The organism is Bradyrhizobium sp. 6(2017) (assembly GCF_011058295.2).
Classification (GTDB): Bacteria; Pseudomonadota; Alphaproteobacteria; order Rhizobiales; family Xanthobacteraceae; genus Bradyrhizobium; species Bradyrhizobium septentrionale.
Window position 1 is genome coordinate 3,311,165 of record NZ_CP049289.2, and the last position, 19,146, is coordinate 3,330,310.

Genomic DNA, 19,146 nt, shown 5'->3' on the forward strand with positions numbered 1-19,146 from the left:
CGTTCGGTTCGATTGTATTGAAAATCAAGGGCTGTTGGGCTTCACTCGACGGCACCGAAGCCTCGAGCCCTTGGTCTGTCGGATGCAGGCGACGTCGAATTTTGGGGTGCAGGAGACGCACGGGATCCTGAACCGCTTCCAGGCCGAATTCCGCGGCTCGAGCGAGGGGCTCGGCTGGTCGTCCGCGTATGCCTCGGTCCAGCGTGAACGGCCGTTTGACGGGCACTTCCACGCGCTATCCGACAATCTGATGGTGCTGCATCGGGGCGGCCCCGTCGACATCACCTATGTGATGGACGGCAAGTCGGTCGCCCGACAGATTCCGCGCGGCGGCGTGTTCTTCCTGCCGGCGGGACATGCCTGCAACGTCGTCCTGCGTGAAGCGCTGGAATCCACCCACATCTATCTGCGGTCCGACCTGTTCGCGGGCCGGGACGGGGCCCCCAGCCTGATCGGCGGGCTCGCGCCGATGCTCGGTGATCAGGATGCCGTGCTGGAGCATCTCGCTGCGGCGATCGGCGACACCATCACCAGCAGCCTGCCGGCCTCGTCGCTGTTCGTCGATCCGATCGCGCAGGCGATCGCCAACCGCTTTGTTGCGATCAATTTCCACAAGCCGAGCGTGGAGGCCGGCAAGCATCCGAACCTGCTCAGCAACAGGCAGATGGCGCGGATCCGCGAATTCGTCGACACCAATCTCGAGACCGATATCCGGCTCGACCAGCTGGCGGAGCTTTGCGGCCGCAGCACCGAATATTTCGTGCGCCTGTTCAAGGCGACCAGCGGCATCTCGCCCTACCAATATGTGATCAATCTGCGCATCGAGCGCGCCAGGGCGTTGCTCGCCGACGAGACGCAGACCCTGGCCGACATCGCGCTGGCCTGCGGCTTCTCCCACCAGGAGCATTTTACGCGCATGTTCCGCCGCTTCACCGGCGTGACGCCGGGACGATACCGGCGCAGCCATTAGGGCGTGTACTCATAAATCTGGTACGCGCGTGCGCGGGATAGCGAGGTCCGAGGTGCCCTCAAAAGTAGACATCGACGATGCCTAAGTGAATGTCTGCAAAGGGCCAGAAGGACACGCAGTCCTGCGTTGATCCATGTCAAAGTATGAGCGGTTGCGACGTCTGATCTTTTCTACGTGCTGCGCATATTGCGTATCAATTGATGAGGGTCCCCATGCGAAAAAAATGCGATTTTCAAAAAACCGCGACCGATGGCATCCACGCGGGACGAGACCACACCGACCCGATGCTCAGCCGTCGTGCCGTAGCTCTGGGCGGGCTCGGGCTGGCCGCTGCGCTCATTCCCTTGCCGGGCCGGGCATGGGACGGCCCGCTGACGGACGTCGTCGAGGGGACCGAGGATTTCGTCGTCGCATCGGATGCCTACATCTTCGGCTATCCGCTCGTGACCATGGAGATGACGCGGCGGGTGATCACCAACGTCGCCAAGCCCGAGGGCACGCGCGGGCCGATGGGTACCCTTATCAAGCTGCGCGAATACCCCAACGCCAGCTTCCGCGACATTACCGCCCCGAATGCCGACACGCTCTACACGACGGCGTTCTTCGATGTCGGCGACGAACCTTGGGTGCTGAGCTCCCCCGACATGAAAGGCCGCTACTTCCTGCTGCCTTTCCTGAGCGGATGGACAGATGTGTTTCAGGTTCCCGGAACCCGGACCACAGGCACGCAAGCCCAGACCTTCTTGATCACGGGTCCCGGCTGGTCGGGCACGGTCCCGGCAGGCATGTCGCAGCTCAGGTCGCCCACCGCCATCGTATGGCTCCTTGGACGCATCTATTGCACCGGCACCTCGCAAGACTATGCCGAGGTGCACGCGTTGCAGGACCAGTTCAAGTTGCAGCCGCTGAGCACTTGGGGCAAGGACTACACCCCGCCGCCCGGCAAGGTCGATCCATCCATCGACATGAAGATGGCAGTGCGCGATCAAGTCAACCGTCTCTCGGCCACTGAGTATTTCACGCTGCTGGCCGATCTGCTGAAAAGAAATCCACCTGCACCGGCAGACGCACCCGCCCTGAAACGGTTCGAGCGGATCGGCCTCGTTGCGGGGCAGAGCTTCGACCCGAAGGCTCTCGACAGCCGTTGGGATAAGCGGCTGCCGCAGCTCTCGTACGATCGGATCATGCTACACTTCCTCAGCAGGGATGGCGAAATTACGCGGCAGAACGGCTGGTCATTCACCACAAAGGCGGGCGTTTATGGCACCAACTACCTCCAGCGAGCATTGATCGCCGCCCTCGGGCTTGGTTGCAACCGGCCGCAGGACGCCATCTATCCGACCTCCATGAAGCCTTCGCTGTTGGAGGATTACGACGGAAAATACAGGTACATCCTGCGCTTCGAAAAAGGGCAGATGCCGCCGGTGAAGGGTTTTTGGTCGCTGACTATGTATGATGAAGGCATGTTCTTCATCGCCAACCCGATCAACCGCTATTCGATGAGCATGAGGACCAACCCCAAATACGAGCCCGACGGTTCGCTCTTGATCTACATCCAGAACGAAAGCCCCGGCTCGGACAAGGAGGCCAACTGGCTTCCGGCTCCGAAGGGAAAGTTTCACCTGATGTTGCGCCTGTACTGGCCGGACGAGAACAATCCCTCGATCATCGATGGGTCATGGGTGATCCCGCCGGTGACCAAGGTAATCTAAGGCTTGGGCGCGCGAGGTGCCGTCTCCTTAGCGGAGGCGGCATCTCGTTGATGGCCCCATCTCCGGCGCATGTCGGTTGTGGGTCACAAGACGACATCCTTGCGGTCGGGCCGCCCTCCGCTCTACCTCTTGAAAGCGGACATCCCGGGTTTATGAGTACGCGCCCTAGCTCCCGGCGATGGCGACTGGGTCAGGCGCGGGCGCATAGCCGGCCCCGTTTCGACGGATGATTTTTCCGGTTTTGTGCAGATTTTCTCCGGTTTCGTGCAGGCCCGCCGCGGCTGCCCGCCGCTAGCATTCTCCCAACAAGACGAGATCGCCGGTTCGCCGGCCCGGGAGGAATGCCATGAGCGTCGCAATGCCCGATGCCGGAGTCGCATCCGCCGCACCCGTTGCGGCAGCCGGTGATGCCGGCCAGGGCGCCTTTGCCTATTGCTCGCAGCAATATCGCGTGGTGTTCGGCGCCGGCACCTCGGCGCGGCTTGGCGAGGAAACCGAGCGCCTTGGCATCAAGCGGGCGCTGGTGCTCACGACCCGCGAGCAGCAGGATCTCGGACGTCAGTTGGGTGCCGGCCTCGGCGATAGACTCGCCGGCCTGTTCGCCGGCGCGCGCATGCATACGCCGGTCGAGGTCACCAACGAAGCGCTTCGCATCGTGGAATCCCACGACATCGACGGGCTGGTCGCAATCGGCGGCGGTTCGACGGTCGGGCTCGGGAAGGCGCTGTCGCTGCGCACCGGGCTGCCGCACATCGCGATGCCGACCACCTATGCCGGCTCGGAGATGACGCCGATCCTGGGTGAGACCACCAACGGCATCAAGACCACACAGCATTCCCAGGATCTGGTGCCAGACGCCGTCATCTACGACGTGGATCTCACCGTCAGCCTGCCGCCGCACATCTCCGCCGCCAGCGGCCTGAACGCGATTGCCCACGCGGTTGAGGCGCTTTATGCGCCCGACGCCAATCCGCTGACCTCGCTGATGGCGGAGGAAGGCATCGCCGCGCTCGCCCGTGCGCTGCCGCGCATCATGACTGCGCCTGCCGATCCTGGCGCGCGGCGCGATGCGCTCTATGGCGCCTGGCTGTGCGGGGTCTGCCTCGGCGCGGTCGGCATGTCGCTGCATCACAAGCTCTGCCATGTGCTGGGCGGCATGTTCGACCTGCCGCACGCCGAAACCCATGCGATCGTGCTGCCGCACGCCGCCGCCTACAACGCAGCCGCCGCGCCGGAGGCGATGAGCCGCGTCGCGCGAGCGCTGCACAGCGCCAACGCACCGCAGGGCCTGTTTGATCTTGCCCGGCAGCTCGCGCTGCCGCGCGCGCTCTCCGACATCGGGATGCCCGAGGGCGGCATCGCTCGCGCCGCGGAGATGGCGGTGCGCAACCCCTATGCCAACCCCAGACCGGTCGATCGCGCCCCGATCGAGCAATTGATCGCGGCAGCCTGGCGCGGCGACGCGCCCGTGCAGCACTGACCTTCACCAGATCAAGGAAACACGATGGCCAATTTCAACGAGCATGATCTCACCGACGAGGTGCTTCGCAGCTTCGCCAACACGCCGAACAAGCGGCTGAAGTTCATCATCGAGGAGACGGTCAAGTCGCTGCACGATCTGGTGCGCCGCACCGAACTCACCTTCGAGGAATGGAATCAGGCAATCGAGTTCCTGACCCGCACCGGCCAGACCTGCACGCCGCTGCGCCAGGAGTTCATCCTGCTCTCCGACGTGCTCGGCGTCTCGATGCTGGTGGACGCCGTCAATCACCGCGAGCGCGAAGGCGCGACCGAGACCACGGTGCTTGGCCCGTTCTATGTCGGCGAGCACCGCGTCACGCCGCACGGCGCCAACATTTCGGAAGGCATCGACGGCGAGGTGATGTTCGTGCAGAGCCGCGTCACCGACCTCGCCGGCAAACCGCTCGCCGGTGCCGAGATCGACGTCTGGCACGCCGACGACGACGGCTTCTACGATTCGCAGAAGGCGGATTATGCGACCCACGGCCCATCGTTGCGCGCACGCTTCGTCACCGATGCCGATGGCCGCTTCTCGTTCCGCACCATCCTGCCGTGCAGCTATCCGATCCCGACCGATGGCCCGGTCGGCGATCTCATCACCGCCACACAGCGTCATCCGATGCGGCCCGCGCACGTCCACTTCCTGGTCAAGGCCGAAGGCTACGAGCCGCTGATCACCCACGTCTTCCTCGATGGCGACCAATATCTGCGCAGCGACGTGGTGTTCGGCGTCAAGGACGAGCTCATCGCGCGCGTCGAGCCCCGCAGCGAACCGGCGTTGCCGAATGGCGACCGCGTGTCCGCACCGTGGCACCTGATGACCTACGACTTCCAGATGAGGCCCGGCGTCGGGCTGGTGCCGAAGCCGATGATGGCCGCGGAATGACGATCGCAACCAACACGACGACCAGGGAGAGGATGATGACCAGCAAACCGATCGAGACCGACGTGCTTGTCGTCGGCAGCGGCCCGGCCGGCGCGACGGCGGCGGCGCTGCTCGGCATGTACGGCGTCAAGCACATCATGGTGACCAAATACGGCTGGCTCGCCGACACGCCGCGTGCTCACATCACCAACCAGCGTGCGATGGAGGTGCTGCGCGATCTCGGCCTCGAGGACAAGGCGGTCGCGCAGGCGGTGCCGCAGCATCTGATGGCCAACAACGTGTTCTGCGAGAGCCTCGCCGGCGAGGAGTTCGGCCGGCTCTACTCCTGGGGCAATCATCCCTCGCGCAAGGCGGATTACGATCTCGCCAGCCCGACCCGGATCTGCGACCTGCCGCAGAATTTCCTGGAGCCGATCCTGATCGAGGCCGCCGGCCAGCGCGGTACGTCGCTGTGCTTCAACACCGAGTTCGTCGACCTGGTGCAGGATGCCGACGGTGTCGCGGCAACGGTGAAGGATCGGCTATCCGGCGAGACCTACCAGATCCGCGCCAAATATCTGATCGGCGCCGATGGCGGCCGCAGCCGCGTCGCTGAGGTGATCGGGCTGCCGATGGAGGGCCAGATGGGACGCGCCGGCAGCATGAACATCATCGTGCAGGCGGATCTGAGCAAATACGTCGCGCACCGGCCGAGCGTGCTGTACTGGGTGCTGCAGCCCGGCGCCGAGATCGGCGGCATCGGCGCCGGCCTGATCCGCATGGTACGGCCGTGGAACGAATGGCTGATCATCTGGGGCTACGATATCGAGCAGGGCGAGCGCAGGCTCAGCAATGACGAGGCGATCTCGATCGTACGCAATCTCGTCGGCGACGAGACGCTCGAGGTCAAGGTGACCTCGACCTCGACCTGGACCGTGAACGAGATGTATGCGGGCCACTACGCGTCTGGCCGCGTGTTTTGCGTCGGCGATGCCGTGCACCGGCATCCGCCGACCAACGGCCTGGGCTCCAACACCTCGATCCAGGATGCATACAATCTCTGCTGGAAGCTCAAGCTGGTGCTGGAGGGCCACGCGGCGCCGTCGCTGCTCGAGACCTATTCGGTCGAGCGCCAGCCGGTCGGCAAGCAGATCGTGACCCGCGCCAACAAGAGCATCGGCGATTTCCCGCCGATCTTCGAGGCGGTGGGGCTCGTCGCCTCGACCGATCCGGCCGAAGCGCGCAAGGCGATCGCCGCGCGCAAGGCGCCGACCGCCGAGGGCAAGGCACGCCGCAAGAAGCTCTATGAGGCCATCGCCAACAAGAGCTACGAGTTCAACTGCCACGGCGTCGAGATGAACCAGCGCTACGGCTCGACCGCCGTGGTGTCCGATGGCACGCCGATGCCGGCCTTCACCCGCGATCACGAACTCTATTATCAGGCCACCACCTGGCCGGGCGCGCACTTGCCGCATGTCTGGGTCGAGCATCAGGGCCAGCGCAAGTCGACGCTCGATCTCACCGGCAGGGGCCGCTTCACGCTGCTCACCGGGATTGGCGGCGACGGCTGGAAGATGGCCGCTGCCGCGGTCGAGAAGGCCTACGGCCTGCCGGTCGATGTGGTGACCATCGGCCCGCAAGGCTGCGATGCGCTCGACATCTATGCGGACTGGTATCGCCAGAGCGAGGTCGACGAGGACGGCTGCGTGCTGGTGCGTCCCGACACGTACGTCGCCTGGCGCACCAGGGAGGCGGCGGCTGACGCCTCCGACGTGTTGCTCGACGTGTTTGGCCAGATCCTCGGCCGCAGCGCGAAGGCGCAGACGAAGTCCATCGCCGCCGCGTGATGCGGCGCGACGCCGGTAATTTCTCAGAACGGAATGAACGGCAGCCGGTGTGAAACCGGCTTGCCTCAAGGGAGGGGAAAATGACCAAGGACCATTTGAACGCCAAGGACCACTTGAACGCATTGTCTTTCGATCGCCGCCGCGTGCTGCAGGGCATCGCCGGTGGTTTCGCGGCCGCAGGTACGACGACATTGTTTGCGCCGGCCGTGCGGGCCGCCAACAAGCCGATCAAGATCGGCTATGTCTCGCCGAAGAGCGGTCCATTGGCTGCCTTTGCCGAAGCCGACGATTTCGTGCTGGGCGAGTTCAGAAAGTTCATCAAGGATGGCGTCAAGGTCGGATCGCAGACCTATTCGGTCGAGGTGGTGACCAAGGACAGCCAGTCGAATCCGAACCGCGCCTCCGAGGTCGCCAAGGAGCTGATCACTCGCGACAATGTCAGCCTGATCGTGGTCGGCGCCACGCCCGAGACCAACAATCCGGTGGCGACGCAGTGCGAGCTCGAGCAGGTGCCGTGCATCTCTTCCGTCGCGCCGTGGCAGACCAACTTCATCGGCCGGCAGGCCAATCCGGGCGATCCGAAGAGCTGGAAGCCGTTCGAATACACCTTCCACTATTTCTGGGGGCTCGAGGACGTCATCGGCGTCTTCACCAGCATGTGGAGCCAGGTCGCGACCAACAAATCGGTCGGTGCGCTGTTTCCGAACGATGCCGACGGCAACGCCTGGGGCGACACCACGATCGGCTTCCCGCCTGTGATGGCCAAGCAGGGTTTCAAGCTCACCGATCCCGGCCGCTTCCAGAATCTGACCGACGATTTCAGCTCGCAGATCGCGGCGTTCCGCGGTGCCGATGCCGAGATCATCACCGGCGTGATCATCCCGCCCGACTTCACCACATTCTGGAACCAGGCGCGGCAGAAGGGGCTGAAGCCGAAAGTCGTGTCGGTGGCCAAGGCGTTGCTGTTCCCGGCGTCAGTGCAGGCGCTGGGCAAGGGCGGCAACAATATCTCCACCGAAGTGTGGTGGACGCCGACGCATCCCTACAAGTCGAGCCTCAGCGGCGTCAGCGCAGCCGATCTCGCCAAAGGATATGAGCAGGCGTCCGGCAAGCAATGGACCCAGCCGATCGGCTTCGTGCATTCGCTGTTCGAGGTCGCGATCGATGCCATCAAGCGCTCTAGCGACCCGGCCGATGGGGCAGCACTGGCGAAAGCGATTGGCGCCACCAAGCTCGATACGATCGTGGGCCAGATCGCGTTCGGCTCCAGCGCGGTGCCGCCGTTCGCGGCGAAGAATATCGCCAAGACGCCGCTGGTCGGCGGCCAGTGGCGGCTCAATGGCGACAAGTACAACATGGTGATCACCGACAACAAGCTGGCGCCGCAGATTCCGCTCGGTGGCGACATGCAGGCGCTGAGCTAGCGGGCGCATTCCAGAGAGTTGTCTTTCCGGAGATGCGCGGCAACCCCGCGCATATCCTCGAAGCAAATTGATGTGGTGAGCGACCATGCTCGAACTCCATGCCATCTCGAAAAGGTTCGGCGCCATCGTCGTTGCCGACGCGATCGACCTGACGCTTGTGTCCGGCGAGGCGCTGGGTGTGATCGGGCCGAACGGCGCCGGCAAGTCGTCGCTGTTCAATCTGGTCACGGGGCTGCTGCGGCCCGATGCCGGCCGCATCGTCCTCGACGGCGTCGACATCACAGGTCTCTCTTCCGAGGCACGCTGCCGCGCGGGCATCGGGCGCTCATTCCAGATCCCGCAACCGTTCGACCATCTCTCGGTGTTCGAGAACCTTGCGGTCGCCGCGCTGTTTGGCGGCGGCCTGTCGGAGGCGGATGCGGTCCAGCATTGCGGCCGCATGCTCGATCTGACCGGCCTCGAGGCCAAGGCCAACCGGCTTGCCGGGAGCCTGCCGCTGCTCGATCGCAAGCGGCTCGAACTGGCGCGGGCGCTCGCTACCCGACCGCGCACGCTGCTGCTCGACGAGATCGCCGGCGGCCTCACCGATGCCGAATGCCATGAACTGGTCGAGACCATCCGCACCATCCACGCCGAAGGCGTCGCCATCATCTGGATCGAGCACGTGGTGCACGCGCTGCTCGCGGTGGTGCAGCGGCTGGTTGTCTTGAACTTCGGCAAGGTCGTCGCCCAGGGCGCACCAGTCGAGGTGATGCGCTCGCGCGAGGTTGAGACCATCTATATGGGCGTGCCGGCATGACCGCGCTGCTCAATGTCACTGCGCTCGATGCGTTCTACGGCGATTTCCAGGCGCTGTTCGGGATCGACTTCGAACTGCAAGAGGGCGAGGCGGTCGCGGTGATCGGCGCCAACGGCGCCGGCAAGTCGACCATGCTGAAGTCGCTGGCCGGGCTCGTGAAGAGCAGCCCCGATTCGATCCGCCTGAGTGGGCGGGCGATCGGCGATGCGTCCGCCGCCAGCATCGTGCGGCTCGGCCTCGCGCTGGTGCCGGAGGGCCGACAATTGTTTCCCTCGCTCAGCGTCGAGGAGAACCTGCTGATCGGCGCCTATGGCGGCGAACGCACCGCGCCGTGGGACCTCGCCGCGGTTTACCGCATGTTCCCGGTGCTGAAGGAGCGGCGGCGCGGCGCCGTGACGGCGCTGTCGGGCGGCCAGCAGCAGATGGTGGCGATCGGCCGTGCGCTGATGTCCAACCCGTCGGTCCTGCTCTGCGACGAGATCAGCCTCGGCCTCGCGCCGATCGTGGTGGAGGACATCTACCGCATGCTGCCGGAGATCCGCTCGGGCGGCACCGCGGTCGTGCTGGTCGAGCAGGACATCGCCCGCGCATTGCGGGCGGCGGATCGCTTCTACTGCCTGCAGGAGGGACGGGTGACACTGAGCGGACGGCCAAAGGATGTGGATCAGGACACGATCCGCGCGGCCTATTTCGGAACGTGAGGGAGCGATGAGCGGGTTCGACACCATCATCGAAGGCGTGCTGCTCGGCGGCGTCTATGCGCTGTTCGCGCTTGGCTTGTCGCTGATCTTCGGCATCATGCGCCTTGTCAATCTGGCGCATGGCGATCTGATCCTGCTTGCGGCCTATCTGGTGCTCAGCGCCACCACGGCGCTCGGTCTGCCGCTTGCGGCCGCATCCCTGCTGGTCGTCGTGGCGATGTTCGCGCTCGGCTTCGTGCTGCAGCGGCTGGTGCTGGAGCGGGTGCTCGGCGACGACATCCTGCCGCCGCTGCTCGTCACCTTCGGCCTGTCGATCGTGATCCAGAACGGGCTGCTGCTCGGCTACGGCGCCGACAGCCGCCGCCTGCAGGCAGGCGCCTTCGAATCCTCATCGGTGACGCTGGCCCCGGGCCTGAGCGTCGGACTGGCGCCGCTGACCGCGCTGGTGACGGCGATCGCCGCCGTCGCGCTGCTGCAGCTGATCTTCTATCGCACCTCGCTCGGCCGCGCCTTCCGCGCCACCGCCGACAATCCCGCGATCGCGCAATTGATGGGCGTCAATGAGCGCAATGTCTACGCCATCGCGGTGGGACTATCGCTTGCGGTGTCGGTGATCGCCGCGATCGTGTTCGGCATCCGCGCCAGCTTCGATCCGTCGATCGGCCCGGCGCGGCTGCTCTACGCGTTCGAGGCCGTGATCATCGGCGGCCTCGGCAGCCTGTGGGGAACGCTGGCCGGTGGCATCGTGCTCGGGCTCGCCCAGGCGATCGGAGCGCGGATCAATCCGGAATGGCAGATCCTGGCCGGCCATCTCGCCTTCCTTGCCGTGCTGATGGTGCGGCCGCGCGGTCTGTTCCCGGCGAGGCGGACATGAGTGTCGAAAGCATCCGTATCCCGGCAAGCCGGGAGGAGCGCCCGGCGGACGCGCCGGTGTGGCAGGTTCGGGTCGGCACGCGGCTGTCGCGCATTGCGGCTGTGGCCGGCATCGCGCTGGTCGTGGTGCTGGCCGCGCTGCCTGCGATCGCATCACGCAACCTGATCCAGGACCTGATCTTCGTCTTCACCATGCTGACCTTGGCGCAGCTCTGGAACGTGCTGGCCGGCTGGGGCGGGCTGGTGTCGGTCGGGCAGCAGGCGTTTGTCGGGCTCGGCGCCTATGCGCTGTTTGCCGGCATCGTGATGGCCGGACTCGATCCTGTCGCGGCGATCCCGCTGGCTGGTCTGTTCGCGGCGCTGGTCGCGGCGGTGCTCGGGCCGCTGCTGTTCCGGCTGGAAGGGCCATATTTCGCGATCGGCAGCTGGGTCGCCGCCGAAGCGCTGCGGCTGATCTGCGCGCAGTTCAAGTCGCTCGGCGGCGGCACCGGGATGTCGATCTCGCCCAACGAGCTGTCGCAGATGGTCGGGCTGAAGGCGGTGCAGGCGCTGCTCGGCCTGCGGCCGGCGGCAGCGCGCGACGTGCTGGTCTACTGGCTTGCGCTGCTAATCGCCGTGCTGGTGACGCTCGGCATCTACGCCTTCATGCGTTCGCGGCTTGGGCTCGCGCTGGCGGCAAGCCGCGACAATGCGGCGGCGGCGCGCAGCGTCGGCGTGCGCACCGCGCGGATCCGCCACGTGCTGTGGATCGCGGTTGCCTTCGCGACCGGCATGGTCGGCGCGCTGGTCTATCTGCAGAAGGCGCGGATATCGCCCGACGCCGCGTTCAGCGTCACCGACTGGACTGCCTATGTGATCTTCATCGTGGTGATCGGCGGCGTACGCACCATCGAGGGACCGATGGTCGGTGTGCTCCTGCTCTGGGGGCTCCTGACCTATCTCGCCCAGTACGGCAGCCTGTATCTGGTGGTGCTCGGCACGCTCGCCATCCTGATCATGCTGTTCATGCCGAGGGGCGTGTGGGGCGCAGCGGCGCGCCGCTGGCAGCTCCAGCTGTTCCCGACGCAGCGCTGGCTTGGCCGCGGCCGATAGGTCCGGTTGCGCGATCCACGTCGTCACACCGTCATCCTGAGAGAGTGTGAATGTATGACTCTCGATGACGCAACATACTCGATGTCGTCCCGGCGAAAGCCGGGACCCATAACCACCGAAAGTCATTGTTGCGCTACGCTACGGCCACACCCTTGTTCAACAACTCAACCCTGTGGTTATGGGCCCCGGCTTTCGCCGGGACGACGAGGGAGAAATTCGCTGCCTCCCCGAGCACCTAAGGATGACTGGACTAACAGCGACGCGTCGTTTTGGCTTTCGCCAGGACGACGCCGGAATCGTGTCTCGCTATCGCGCGCCTCAAAACATCGTGTTGTTGTTCGCCGGATTTTCCGGAACGGGCTGCACCACGTCCCAATGCTCGACGATCTTGCCGTCCTCGAGCTTGAAGATGTCGACAATCGCATTGCCGCGGGTGCCGGGCTCGCGCACGGCATGGACGTGCAGGATCACGTAGTCGCCATCGACGAACGAACGCTTGATCTCGCTGTGCGAGTTCGGAAACTTCTCGCGCAGGAAGCCGATGAACTTGCGGAAGCCCTCTGGGCCGTCGGCCGCGCCGGGATTGTGCTGCACATAGCGGTTGCCGACATAGGCGAGCGCCGCGCCGGCGTCCTTCTGGTTCAGCCCCTTCTCGTAGAAGGCCAGCACCGCCTTGCGGTTGGCTTCCTGCTGCGCTTCGCTGGTGGCGGCCATCGCGGCGGAGGACGCGAGCGCGAGGAGGAGAGCGGCGACCGCTGTCCGCGGCCGGAGGATGGCGTTCATCTGGTAACTCCCGAGGCTGATGGCGTGCGACCCGCACGCCGCACTGCGCTCTCTACAGCCTCTACGCGGCGCCCGGAAGAACGCACCCCTGGCTCACATGGTTACCAGAAGATACCGGAGCCCCGTTCCGATTGAATCGGAACGGGGTTCTCGATTCTGGTTTTGGACGCGTTTTCTTCACGCGAACCGGTATCCACTTCGCTCGAAGACGCTCCGGCCTCACGCCGCCTTGGCGGCCGCACCATGCGCGTGCCTGTCGATGGCATCGATGATCTGCGGCCACATCGGGATCGGCAGCGCATGGCCCATGCCCTCGACCATCACGAGCTTTGCGCCCGGGATCGAGACCGCAGTGTCCTTGCCGCCTTCGGGATGCACCAGCGGATCGACGGTGCCGTGGATCACCAGCGTCGGCGCCTTGACGCCGCGCAGCCGTTCCTTGCGGCTGCCGGAGGCGAGGATGGCGCGCAGCTGGCGGCCGACGCCTTCCGGATTGAGGCCGCGCTCAAAGGTGCGCCGCGCGCGCTCGGGGTCGAGCGCCTCATCCTCGGGGAACGAGCCGTTGCGCAGCACCTTCCAGGTCTGACCGAAGCGCGCGAAATACTCCTCCTTGCTCTTCGGTGGCGGCGCCATCAGCACCGCGGTCGCCTCGCGGGTCGGCCCAGGTATCTTCGGGTTGCCCGTAGTCGACATGATCGAGGTCAGCGAGCGCACGCGCTCGGGGAAGGTGATCGCAACCTCCTGCGCGATCATGCCGCCCATCGAGGCGCCGACCAGATGCGCGGTGCGGATGCCGAGTGCGTCCATCAAGCCGACGGTGTCCCGCGCCATGTCGATCAGCCGGTACGGCGCCGCGACCGGGATCTTCAGGAAGCGCAGCTTGAGCAGCTCGAGCGCGGACAGCCGCTTGCCGCCGCTCAGGCGGGAGGACTTGCCGATATCCCTGTTGTCGAATCGGATCACGCGAAAGCCGCGCGCGGCGAGCTGGCGGCAGAATTCGTCGTCCCAATGGATCATCTGGGCGCCGAGCCCCATGATCAGCAGCAGCGGCTCGGCATTCGCATCGCCAAAAATCTCGTAGCAGATGTCGATGCCATTGGCGCGGGCGAGCTGCGGCGGCTGATGGGCGAGCGTGGTCACGGGCATCCCCTGCTGGTATCGCGGTCAGGAACCTCTATGCCACGCTTTGATGCGGCGCAGAAGGGCCTCCCCACTGCGGGCGCGCCGTGCTGTTGACCGATCCACGGCAACAGTGTCGTATGGCGGAAACAAGTGGAAGCGCGGCAAGCGCTCGGATTTGGTGTGGAGGAGCGCCGCATGGCCGACAAGGGCAACGACCCTGCCGTGATCTGGCAGACGATGATGGGTGAGATGGAGAAGGGGTTCAACTCCTTCGGCAACCAGTTAATGGCATCGCCGGAATTCTCCAAGTTGATGAATCAGGCCGGCGGTGCCGCGGCGGGCGCGCAGCGGCAGCTCGGCGAGCTGATGGAGAAGTATCTTCTGGCGATGAACCTGCCGAGCCGCGCCCAGCTCGTCGGCATGGCCGAGCGCCTGCAGTCGATGGAGAACCAGCTCAACGAGATCAAGACGCTGCTGCAGCAGGTGCACCACAATTCGCTGGCGCCGGGGGATGGCTTCGGCGCAACGCCACGGCCGCCGCGCACCAAACGCCCGCCATCCGAGGGAGAGCCCAAATGAACGCTTCCACGGGTTTTGACGTCGCCTCGATCGCGGAGCGGGTGCAGTCCGAGGTGCAGCGTGCGATCCAGCGCAGCATCAAGGGCGTCGAGTACATCTCGAGCTCCGGTCCCGCGCTCGGCTCGACGCCGAAGGACGTGCTGTATTCGCGCGGCACGATGAATCTCTATCACTACCGGCCGATGGCGAGCGAAGTCTATCGCGTGCCGATCCTGATCGTGATGGCGACCACCAACCGCGGCTACATCCTCGATCTGGTGCCGGGCCAAAGCTTCGTCGAATTCATGCTCAAGCGCGGCTACGACGTCTACATGCTGGACTGGACCGCGCCGAAGCCGGAGGAGAAAACGCTGAGCATGGAGGACTACGTCCTCGATTTCATCCCGGAGTCGGTCCGCCGCGTGCAGCAGGACTCCGGCGAGCAGGACGTCTCGGTGATCGGCTATTGCTTCGGCGGCGTGCTGTCGCTGCTCTACGGCTCGATCTTCAACGACGGGCCGATGAAGAATCTGATCTGCTTCACCACGCCGATCGATTTCCGCGAGATGAAGCTGTTTCAGAATTTCTCCGACCGGCGATATTTCGACGTCGACAAGCTGGTCGACAGCGTTGGTAACGTGCCGGGCGACATGATCATGACGTCGTTCGACATGCTGCGGCCGGCGTCGCGCGTATTCAGCCAGGTGCAGTTGTGGGACAACATCTGGAACGACGAGTACGTCAAGGGTTACCGGATGATGGATCGCTGGGGCACGGACACCCTGCCGCTGGCCGGAGAATATTTTCGCCAGACCGTCAAGAACCTGATGTGGGACAACAAGCTCTACAACGACAGCATGACGGTCGGCGGCCGCGAGGCGAAGCTTGCCAACATCAAGGTGCCGATCCTGCACGCAGTCGCCGAGCACGATCACATCGTGCCGTATGACGCGGCAAAGCACCTCATCCCCAAGATCGGCTCCGAGGACAAGGAGGAGGTGATGCTGAAAGGCGGTCACGTCTCGCTGGTCGCCGGCGCCAATGCAATCAAGCGGCTGTGGCCGAAACTGGACTCCTGGTTGGGTAAGAGATCGACATGACCGAACAACGTTCCTATCCGCGCCACGTCAAGACCGAGGCCGGCGACATCGAGTTCCGCCTGATGGCGAGGGCCGACGAGGCCGCGGTGCTGGCCTTCGCGCAAAAGCTGCCGACGCACGATCTGCTGTTTCTGCCGCGCAACATCAGCCAGCCGAAGGTGCTGTCGGCCTGGGTCAACGAGATCGATCGCGGCGACATCACGAGCCTGCTCGCGATCAAGGGCGGCAAGGTGGTCGGCTGCGGCACGCTGGTGCGCGATCCGCACTCCTGGTCGCCGCATGTCGGAGAGATCCGCATGGTGGTGTCGCTCGACGTCCGCGGGCAGGGCGTCGGCCGGGCGCTGTCGCAGGAGACCTTCGCCATTGCGCTCGGCGCCGGCTTGGAGAAGTTCTCGGTACAGATGACAGTCGACCAGCGGGCGGCGATCGCGCTGTTCGAGAGCCTCGGCTTCAAGGCGGAGGCCCTGCTGCGCGACCATGTCCGCGATGTCGAGGGCAAGACCCACGACATCGTCGTGCTTGGGCACAATGTGGCGCAGGTTCGGGCCCAGATGGAGGCTTATGGGCTGCCCGGCGCAGTTGGGGGTGGTTAAATACCATCATCTGCCGGTTCCGCAGGCAGTTTGCCCGATATTCACGCTGCTCACGTGTTCGTGATATCGCGATGCAACATCTATGTTGCGACGCACCATGGAGTGTGTCATAACACTGTTGCCCCGGGCCAATCCGGACGGGGTGAGCCCATAGCTCAAACCTGAGGATGGAGAGACCCCAATGACCACCGAAACCAATTCCGTGCTGAACAGCGTAAAGGAAGCCTTCGCGCCCGTTACCGAGGCGTTCACCAAGCTCCAGAACCTGGAAGTTCCGGAAGCCGCCCGTGAGTTCGTGAAGAAGCAGGCCGAGGTCGCCAAGACCCGCGCCGCCGATGCGTATGCCGGCTCCGAGAAGGTGACCAACGTGATCGAGACCGCTGTTGCCGGTTCGGTGACCGAAGCCGCCAAGATCAGCCGCAACATCCAGCAGGCGCTCTACCAGGACGCCGAGGCGTTCTTCGCCGGCATCGACAAGCTCGCGTCGGCCAAGTCGCTGAGCGAAGCCGCCCAGATCCAGTCGGACCTGGTCCGTGCGCGTGGCGAACTGTTCGTCTCGCGGGCGAAGGCCACGTCAGAGTATCTCGGCAAGCTCGTCACCGACGGTGCGAAGACCGCGCAGGACAACTTCGCCAAGGTCTACAGCAAGACCGCCTGATTGCGATCTTCCGACAAACTGCTCTTTCGGAGGCCCGCCATTTTGCGGGCCTTCTTTTTGGGTGCACTCGCACACATCTCCTCATGGTGAGGAGGCGCCCTTGCGCCGTCTCGAACCATGAGGCCACATACGGGCCTCATCCCTCGAGACGCGCTCCTTAAGGATGAGGTCGTCGTTCAATCGAAGGTCCCGATGACCCTTCCCGTCGCCCTCATCGCAATGCCCGTCGACGCCGAGCGCGCGGCCGAGCTGCGGCGCGTGAAGTGGCTGGCGACCGGCGTGTTGGCGGCAACCTTCATCATTTTCATCGCGTCGAAGGCGCTGTTGTCGACTCATCCGGTGTTCGGCTTCATCGCGGCATTTGCCGAGGCCGCGACCATCGGCGGGCTCGCCGACTGGTATGCCGTCGTCGCGCTGTTCAAGCGGCCACTGGGGCTGCCGATCCCGCATACTGCGATCATCCAGAGCAATCAGGAGCGCATCGCCGAGAAGCTCGGCGAATTCATCGAGAACAATTTCCTTGAATCCGGTCCGGTCGAGGCCAAGCTGCGCGAGATCGACTTCGGTTCGTTCATCGCCGACTGGCTGCGCGACCGCAAGCGATCGGAGGATCTGGCCCGCTTCGTGCTGCGGATGCTGCCCGAAGCGTTTGCGGCGACCGAGAGCTCGGGCTTGATGCAGTTCATCAGCCGCCGCATCACGACGCAGGTGCTCTCGATCGATCTCGCGCCGCTTGCCGCCGGCGCACTGCGCGGCTTCGTGCAGGAAGGCAAGCATGCCGGCCTGCTCGACGACATCCTGCGCGTGCTGCACCAGACGCTGACGCAGCAGGAGACGATGGCTGTGATCCGCGACAAGGTCCGCGCCGAGATGCCGACGCTGCTGCGGCTTTATCGCGCCGACAAATTCGTGGTGAACCGCATCATCGCCTCGGCCACGAAATTCTTCGAGGAAGTGCGCAACGATCCGCAGCATCCGTTCAGGGGCGAGTTCGACCGCATGCTGCTGTCGTTCGTCGACCGGCTCGGCAGCGACAAGGCGTTCTCCGATCGCATCGAAGGTCTCAAGCGCGACCTGTTGGCGCGGCCGGAGCTCGCCAATCTCGGCCGCACGATCTGGGCCAACGTCAAGGATTTCATCGAGCGCAGCGCCTCGGGCGAGTCGCAGGTGCTGCAACATCTGCTGGCGAGAATGTTCGTCGAGGCCGGCGAGGCACTCGATGGCGACGCCGAACTGCGCGGCGAGATCAACCAGGGTCTAGTCGCGATCCTGCGCGCGGTCGTGGCCGAGCAGAAGAGCGGCGTCTCGACCTTCATCGCCGACCAGATGAAGAGCTGGGACATGGAGCAATTGCTGCAGCTGATCGAGGTCAATGTCGGCAAGGACCTGCAATACATCCGCTTCAACGGCTCGCTGATCGGCGGACTTGCCGGGCTCGCGCTTTACACCCTGGAATATGTGCTGCGGCTGCTGTGACCGATTGGGCACGGAGGTCACTTAAGTTGTGGCAAGTGTGACCAGGACCGCTTGCATGAAAGTGATCGGTTCCCTAGCTTTTCAAGGTTGATTGTTGCGTTGCGGAACGATTCCGCCGGGTTTGCGTCAATCCTGTTGACCAATTCCTGTTGATTCCATTGCCGGCCGCCGCGACGTCAGGGGCCGTGCCGAAGAGGAGTTGAAATGTCCGTTGCTGCGCAGTCGCTACGCCCGCCGTCCAGGACGCTGATGTTTCTGGAAGGCCGCGCCATTCATGAGCTCGGTGCCTTCCTTGGTGCCTTGCCGCTGTTGAGTCTCGCGCCACGCGGCGATGGGCATCCCGTGCTGGTGCTGCCGGGGCTGATTGCCTCCGACACGTCGACCCGGCCGCTGCGCTCCTTCCTCAGGAGCAAGGGCTACGCCGTCAGCGGCTGGCGCCAGGGCCGCAATCTCGGGCTTCGTTCCGGCGTGCAGGATGGGATGGTCGAGCTGCTGCAGGAGATGAATGAAACCAGCGGCCGCAAGGTCTCGGTGATCGGCTGGAGCCTCGGCGGCCTCTATGCGCGCCAGCTCGCCAAGATGATGCCTGAGCGCGTGCGCCAGGTGATCACGCTCGGCAGCCCGTTTGCCGCCGGTCCGAAGTCGACCAATGCCTGGCGCGTCTACGAGATGGCCAGCGGCCGCCGCGCCGAGCAAGAGGACCAGCGTTTCGGCGGCTCGCTCGCCAGCACGCCGCCGGTGCCGACCACCGCGGTCTTCAGCCGCACCGACGGCGTCTGCGCCTGGCAGGGCTGCCGTGAGCAGAGTTCGTCGATGACCGAAAGCATCGAGGTCGAGAGCAGTCACTGCGGCATGGGCCATCACCCGGCCGTGGTCTACGCGGTCGCCGATCGTCTCGCGCAGAAGGAAGGCGAGTGGGCGCCGTTCGATCGCAGCGGCTGGCGCAGCGTCGTCTATCCGGATCCGAATCGGTAAAGCTTCTTTCTTGCCTCGCCCCGCTTGCGGGGAGAGGCCGGAGCGCATCGCAGATGCGATCCGGGTGAGGGGAGCCT

Annotated in this window: 18 protein-coding genes; 16 read left to right on the top strand and 2 right to left on the bottom strand. The window is 64.8% G+C overall.

The features are described 5' to 3' along the window. Positions 1-82: 82 nt before the first annotated feature. The 10 genes from G6P99_RS15450 (at position 83) to G6P99_RS15495 (ending at position 11,804) form a co-directional block, all read left to right on the top strand. The gene (locus G6P99_RS15450; protein ID WP_165128679.1) at positions 83-970 is read left to right on the top strand and encodes a helix-turn-helix domain-containing protein; all 888 of its coding nucleotides are present in this window, start codon (positions 83-85) and stop codon (positions 968-970) included. 284 nt (positions 971-1,254) lie between these two features. Then, positions 1,255-2,682, top strand: coding sequence for a DUF1254 domain-containing protein (locus G6P99_RS15455; RefSeq protein ID WP_035976079.1), 1,428 nt, complete (start codon positions 1,255-1,257; stop codon positions 2,680-2,682). A gap of 358 nt (positions 2,683-3,040) precedes the next feature. Next, the gene (locus G6P99_RS15460) at positions 3,041-4,162 is read left to right on the top strand and encodes a maleylacetate reductase (RefSeq protein ID WP_051345995.1); all 1,122 of its coding nucleotides are present in this window, start codon (positions 3,041-3,043) and stop codon (positions 4,160-4,162) included. 24 nt (positions 4,163-4,186) lie between these two features. Then, the gene (locus G6P99_RS15465; RefSeq protein ID WP_029078076.1) at positions 4,187-5,089 is read left to right on the top strand and encodes an intradiol ring-cleavage dioxygenase; all 903 of its coding nucleotides are present in this window, start codon (positions 4,187-4,189) and stop codon (positions 5,087-5,089) included. 35 nt (positions 5,090-5,124) lie between these two features. Continuing rightward, entirely contained in the window at positions 5,125-6,915 is a 1,791-nt protein-coding gene (locus tag G6P99_RS15470) for an FAD-dependent oxidoreductase (protein ID WP_051345994.1), read from the top strand. Between the two features lie 80 nt (positions 6,916-6,995). Further along, on the top strand, positions 6,996-8,339 hold the full coding sequence (locus G6P99_RS15475) for an ABC transporter substrate-binding protein (RefSeq protein WP_084518252.1): 1,344 nt from the start codon (positions 6,996-6,998) through the stop codon (positions 8,337-8,339). 85 nt (positions 8,340-8,424) lie between these two features. After that, complete coding sequence (locus tag G6P99_RS15480; RefSeq protein ID WP_029078074.1) at positions 8,425-9,138, top strand: ABC transporter ATP-binding protein; 714 nt, start codon at positions 8,425-8,427, stop codon at positions 9,136-9,138. Continuing rightward, positions 9,135-9,839: an ABC transporter ATP-binding protein gene (locus G6P99_RS15485; RefSeq protein WP_165128681.1), complete on the top strand. Its 705-nt coding sequence runs from the start codon at positions 9,135-9,137 to the stop codon at positions 9,837-9,839. The genes G6P99_RS15480 and G6P99_RS15485 overlap by 4 nt, the downstream gene beginning before the upstream one ends. A 7-nt stretch (positions 9,840-9,846) precedes the next feature. Beyond that, on the top strand, positions 9,847-10,713 hold the full coding sequence (locus tag G6P99_RS15490) for a branched-chain amino acid ABC transporter permease (RefSeq protein ID WP_029078072.1): 867 nt from the start codon (positions 9,847-9,849) through the stop codon (positions 10,711-10,713). Further along, the gene (locus G6P99_RS15495) at positions 10,710-11,804 is read left to right on the top strand and encodes a branched-chain amino acid ABC transporter permease (RefSeq protein WP_156928337.1); all 1,095 of its coding nucleotides are present in this window, start codon (positions 10,710-10,712) and stop codon (positions 11,802-11,804) included. The genes G6P99_RS15490 and G6P99_RS15495 overlap by 4 nt, the downstream gene beginning before the upstream one ends. Positions 11,805-12,122: 318 nt before the next feature. Here G6P99_RS15495 and G6P99_RS15500 read toward each other — a convergent pair whose 3' ends face one another. Then, a complete protein-coding gene (locus tag G6P99_RS15500; protein ID WP_371261125.1) occupies positions 12,123-12,518 on the bottom strand; it encodes a nuclear transport factor 2 family protein in 396 nt (131 codons plus the stop codon). Positions 12,519-12,806: 288 nt separating this feature from the next. Then, a complete protein-coding gene (locus tag G6P99_RS15505; RefSeq protein ID WP_156928336.1) occupies positions 12,807-13,733 on the bottom strand; it encodes an alpha/beta fold hydrolase in 927 nt (308 codons plus the stop codon). 171 nt (positions 13,734-13,904) lie between these two features. Here G6P99_RS15505 and G6P99_RS15510 point away from each other — a divergent pair, with 171 nt between their 5' ends. The 6 genes from G6P99_RS15510 (at position 13,905) to G6P99_RS15535 (ending at position 19,069) form a co-directional block, all read left to right on the top strand. Then, on the top strand, positions 13,905-14,288 hold the full coding sequence (locus G6P99_RS15510; protein WP_029078068.1) for a hypothetical protein: 384 nt from the start codon (positions 13,905-13,907) through the stop codon (positions 14,286-14,288). Next, positions 14,285-15,367 carry a PHA/PHB synthase family protein gene (locus G6P99_RS15515; protein ID WP_029078067.1) on the top strand — a complete coding sequence of 361 codons (1,083 nt, stop codon included), beginning with the start codon at positions 14,285-14,287 and terminating at the stop codon, positions 15,365-15,367. Before G6P99_RS15510 ends, G6P99_RS15515 begins: the two co-directional genes overlap by 4 nt. Next, complete coding sequence (locus tag G6P99_RS15520; RefSeq protein ID WP_029078066.1) at positions 15,364-15,960, top strand: GNAT family N-acetyltransferase; 597 nt, start codon at positions 15,364-15,366, stop codon at positions 15,958-15,960. The genes G6P99_RS15515 and G6P99_RS15520 overlap by 4 nt, the downstream gene beginning before the upstream one ends. 181 nt (positions 15,961-16,141) lie before the next feature. After that, positions 16,142-16,618, top strand: coding sequence for a phasin (locus G6P99_RS15525; RefSeq protein WP_029078065.1), 477 nt, complete (start codon positions 16,142-16,144; stop codon positions 16,616-16,618). Between the two features lie 192 nt (positions 16,619-16,810). After that, complete coding sequence (locus G6P99_RS15530) at positions 16,811-18,094, top strand: DUF445 domain-containing protein (RefSeq protein ID WP_029078064.1); 1,284 nt, start codon at positions 16,811-16,813, stop codon at positions 18,092-18,094. 204 nt (positions 18,095-18,298) lie between these two features. Beyond that, entirely contained in the window at positions 18,299-19,069 is a 771-nt protein-coding gene (locus tag G6P99_RS15535) for an esterase/lipase family protein (protein WP_029078063.1), read from the top strand. The last annotated feature ends 77 nt before the right edge of the window (positions 19,070-19,146 follow it).